The sequence below is a fragment of the Brevundimonas sp. genome (genome assembly GCF_004210735.1).
GTDB lineage: Bacteria > Pseudomonadota > Alphaproteobacteria > Caulobacterales > Caulobacteraceae > Brevundimonas.
Window position 1 is genome coordinate 1 of sequence record NZ_SDZL01000105.1, and the last position, 3,778, is coordinate 3,778.

3 protein-coding genes are annotated in these 3,778 nt (G+C 67.2%); 2 read left to right on the plus strand and 1 reads right to left on the minus strand.

Annotated features, from left to right (window positions below; translation table 11 throughout):
- A partial coding sequence (locus EON91_RS14065) for a S1 RNA-binding domain-containing protein (protein ID WP_292095974.1) occupies window positions 1-366 on the plus strand: 366 nt, incomplete at its 5' end.
- Between the two features lie 538 nt (window positions 367-904).
- Here the strand turns inward: EON91_RS14065 and EON91_RS14070 are convergent.
- Window positions 905-2,431 (minus strand): helicase HerA-like domain-containing protein, encoded by a 1,527-nt coding sequence (locus tag EON91_RS14070; protein WP_292095975.1) that lies wholly within the window; start codon window positions 2,429-2,431, stop codon window positions 905-907.
- A 133-nt stretch (window positions 2,432-2,564) separates the two neighbouring features.
- Here EON91_RS14070 and EON91_RS14075 point away from each other — a divergent pair, with 133 nt between their 5' ends.
- Window positions 2,565-3,725 (plus strand): AI-2E family transporter, encoded by a 1,161-nt coding sequence (locus tag EON91_RS14075; RefSeq protein WP_292095977.1) that lies wholly within the window; start codon window positions 2,565-2,567, stop codon window positions 3,723-3,725.
- The last annotated feature ends 53 nt before the right edge of the window (window positions 3,726-3,778 follow it).

Genomic DNA, 3,778 nt, shown 5'->3' on the forward strand with positions numbered 1-3,778 from the left:
ATCTACACCGGCAAGGTCGTGAAGGTCGTCGACTTCGGCGCCTTCGTGAACTTCTTCGGCGCCAAGGACGGCCTGGTCCACGTGTCCCAGATCGCTCTGGAACGCGTCGCCAACCCGGCTGATGTCCTGTCGGAAGGCCAAGAGGTGAAGGTCAAATTCCTGGGCTTCGACGATCGCGGCAAGACCAAGCTGTCGATGAAGGTCGTCGATCAGGAAACCGGCGAAGACATCACCGACAAGATCAACGCCGAGCGCGCTGAACGCGGTGAGCCGGCGCTGTCGGACGACACCGGCGGCCGTCCCAAGCGGGATGGCGACCGGGGTGGTGATCGCGGTGGCGATCGCGGCCGTCGCCGTCGCGACTAGGGCTCACGCCTGAAATGACGAAGGGCCCCGCCGGCGACGGCGGGGCCTTTTTTTGGCGCTTCCATGGCATCAACGATTTTAAGCTCTGGACAGGCGCCGATGATTCGATGGACGCTACCCGAGCTGGGAGGTCCGATATCGTCGTCGGCTATCCTCTGGTTCACCGTCGCGGGATGTGACGGATACTGAACACAGCAATCCTTGGCTGCACCTTGTGGGTCCGGAGACGGGAAACTCGCAACGCCAGCAGGACGACCAAGGGTAACACCGGATGCGGTTCGAAACGCCGAAGGTGGCCCGATAATCGTGCCAACCAAGGGGTCAAACTGGTTCGCACGGCGCATTCACCGTTCTCCCCAACCGGGTGGGCGGCGCGTCGCCACCCGAGGGACCAAGGACCATGAAGTCCTCCTTCGAGTGCAACGTGAAGCTAACGCTGAATGTGAACGTAGCCTCATGCCTCGCGGCATTGGCAGCGATCATAGCGGTGTTACGCTGATCGGAACGGGGCTTGGGCAACCAAGCCCCGTTTGTCATTCTAGCGCCGCTTCATGCCCCCCAGAACGCCCCGCAGGATTTCGCGGGTCAGGGTCGAGCCCGCCGTGCGCAGCACCGACTTGGTCAGGGCCTCCATCGGCGTCTGGCGGTTCGAGGCGCGGGGACGCGGGGCGGCCGGCGTGCGGTCGCGCACGGGGGCAGGGGCGGCGCGGGCGGCCTTCTCGGCGGCCTTCGCCTCAACCTCGGCGGCCTGGGTTTGGGCTGCGGCCTGATCGGCGGTGGCGCGGCGCGCGGCCAGAACCTCTTCGGCGGACTCGCGGTCGATGACGGTGTCATAGACGCCGCGCACCGGGCTGGCGGCCATGATCTGGGCGCGTTCGGCGTCGGTGGCGGGCCCCAGACGCGAGTCCGGCGGGCGGATCTTCGTCTGCGCCACGACATTGGGCGCGCCCTTGGCGTCCAGGGTCGAGACCAGGGCTTCGCCCACGCCCAGGGCCTGGATCGCCTCGGCCGTGTCGAAGCCGACGTTGGCGCGGAAGCTTTGTGACGCCGCTTTCAGCCCCTTCTGCTCGGCCGGGGTGTAGGCGCGCAATGCGTGCTGCACCCGGTTGCCCAACTGGGCCAGGACGCTGTCGGGAATGTCGGCCGGATTCTGGGTGACGAAATAGACCCCGACCCCCTTGGACCGGATCAGCCGCACCACCTGCTCGACCTTTTCCAGCAGGCCGCGCGGGGCGTCGTTGAACAGCAGGTGCGCCTCGTCGAAGAAGAAGACCAGGCGCGGCTTATCCGGATCGCCGATCTCGGGCAGCTGCTCGAACAGTTCGGACAGCATCCACAGCAGGAAGGCGGCGTACAGGCGCGGGCTGTTCATCAGCCGGTCAGCCGCCAGCACATTGATCTGGCCGCGGCCGTCCAGGCCGGTGCGGATCATATCCTCCAGCCGCAGCGCCGGTTCGCCAAAGAAGCTCTTGCCGCCCTGCTGCTCCAGCTGAAGCAGCGCCCGCTGGATGGCGGCGACCGAGGTGGGCGAGACGTTGCCGACCTCGCGGCCGATGCGGGTGGCGTTCTCGGACACATAGGCCAGGACGCTGCGCAGGTCGTCCAGATCGAGCAGCAGCAGCCCCTCCTGGTCGGCGACGTGGAAGGCGACGGTCAGCACCCCCTCCTGCACATCGTTCAGCTCCAGCATCCGCGCCATCAGCACGGGGCCGATCTCGCTGACGGTGGTGCGGACCGGGTGTCCCTTCTGGCCGTACAGGTCCCAGAAGACGACGGGCGCGGCCCGACCGGTCAGGGTCAGGCCCATGCCCGCCGCCCGTTCGCCGAATTTCGCGACATCGCCCGGCTGGCTGATACCCGACAGGTCGCCCTTCACGTCGGCGCAGAAGACGGGCACCCCGGCGTCGGAGAAGCCCTGGGCCATGATCTGCAGGGTCACCGTCTTGCCCGTGCCGGTAGCCCCGGCGACGACGCCGTGGCGGTTGGCGCGGTTCAGCAGCAGCACCTCGGACGCGCCCTCGAACGACTGGCCGAGGAACAGGGCGGGGGCGGGGGAGTCGGACATGGGGGCAGCGTCTCCGTTTGCGTTCTTCCTGCTTAACCCAGGTCCGCGCCGCCGCAAGCCGGAACCTTGGGTAGAGCGAGGGATTTGAGACCGGCGGATTGACGCCGCTGCCGGGGCCTCCGACAACATCCGCATGAAGAATCCCATCGCCATCCCGACCTCGACCGTGGCGCGCAACGCCCTGGTCACACTGGCTGTCGTGGCCGGGGGCGCGGCCCTGTTCTGGCTGCGGGACATCCTGACGCCGCTGGCCATGGCCATCTTTCTGATGATCATGATCGACGGGGTGAAGCGCGCCATCGAGCGGCGAACCCCGGTGCCCGGCCGTTTCGCGGGCCTGACCGCCCTGATCGTGGTTATCCTGGGCTTCTTCGCCTCGATCTGGCTAATCGTGGACGGGGCGGCCAGCTTCTTCACCGACGCGTCCGGCGTGTCCGCCAACATCGGCCCCCGGCTGGACCAGATCATCAGCGATGTGTCGCATCTGTTCGGGATCATTGATCCACCGACCCTGCAGGACCTGATCGCGGGCATCGACCTGCGCGGCTGGCTGACCCAGGCGGCGATGCAGGCCCAGGGCGTCGTTTCGGGCGCCTTCTTCGTGCTGGTCTATCTGGGCTTCCTGCTGGCGTCCCAGGTCGGGTTCCGCCGCAAGATCGTCGCCATGTTCCCCAACGGCCAGGCGCGGGACGAGGCGCTGGAGGTGTTCCAGCGCGTGCGCGGCGGGGTCGAGGGTTATCTGTGGGTGCAGGCCGTCACGGGAGTGATGATCTGTATCGTCGCCTGGATCCTGATGCGCGCCGTCGGTCTTCAGAATGCGGAGTTCTGGACCTTCGTCATCTTCATCGTCGGCTTCATCCCGGTGCTGGGCGGCGCGATCGCCGGTCTGGCCCCGCCGTTGTTCGCCCTGGTGCAGTTCGAAAGCTACTGGCAGGCGCTGGTTTTGCTGGTCGGGCTGCAAACCATCCTGTTCATCGTCGGCAACCTGATCCAGCCGCGGATGCAGGGTGACAACCAGAACATCGATCCGGTGGTGGTTCTGCTGTCGCTGGCGCTGTGGGGCAAGATGTGGGGCGTGGCGGGCATGTTCCTGTCGACGCCGCTGGCGGTCATGGCCATGGCCATACTGGCAGAGTTCAAGGGCTCGCGCTGGATGGCGATCCTGCTGTCCGGCGATGGCGCGCCCTATGCGGCGCCCAAGCCGGTCGGAAAGACCCCCGCACCGACGCCACCCAGGCCGCCCGCCGACCGCGTCAAACCGCCGCGCCGCCGCAAGGCCCCACCGGCCGGCTGAAACCCTTGAAGTCCCCGCCCGGCGCCCTATTTCCAATCCAGACGCCGTGGCCC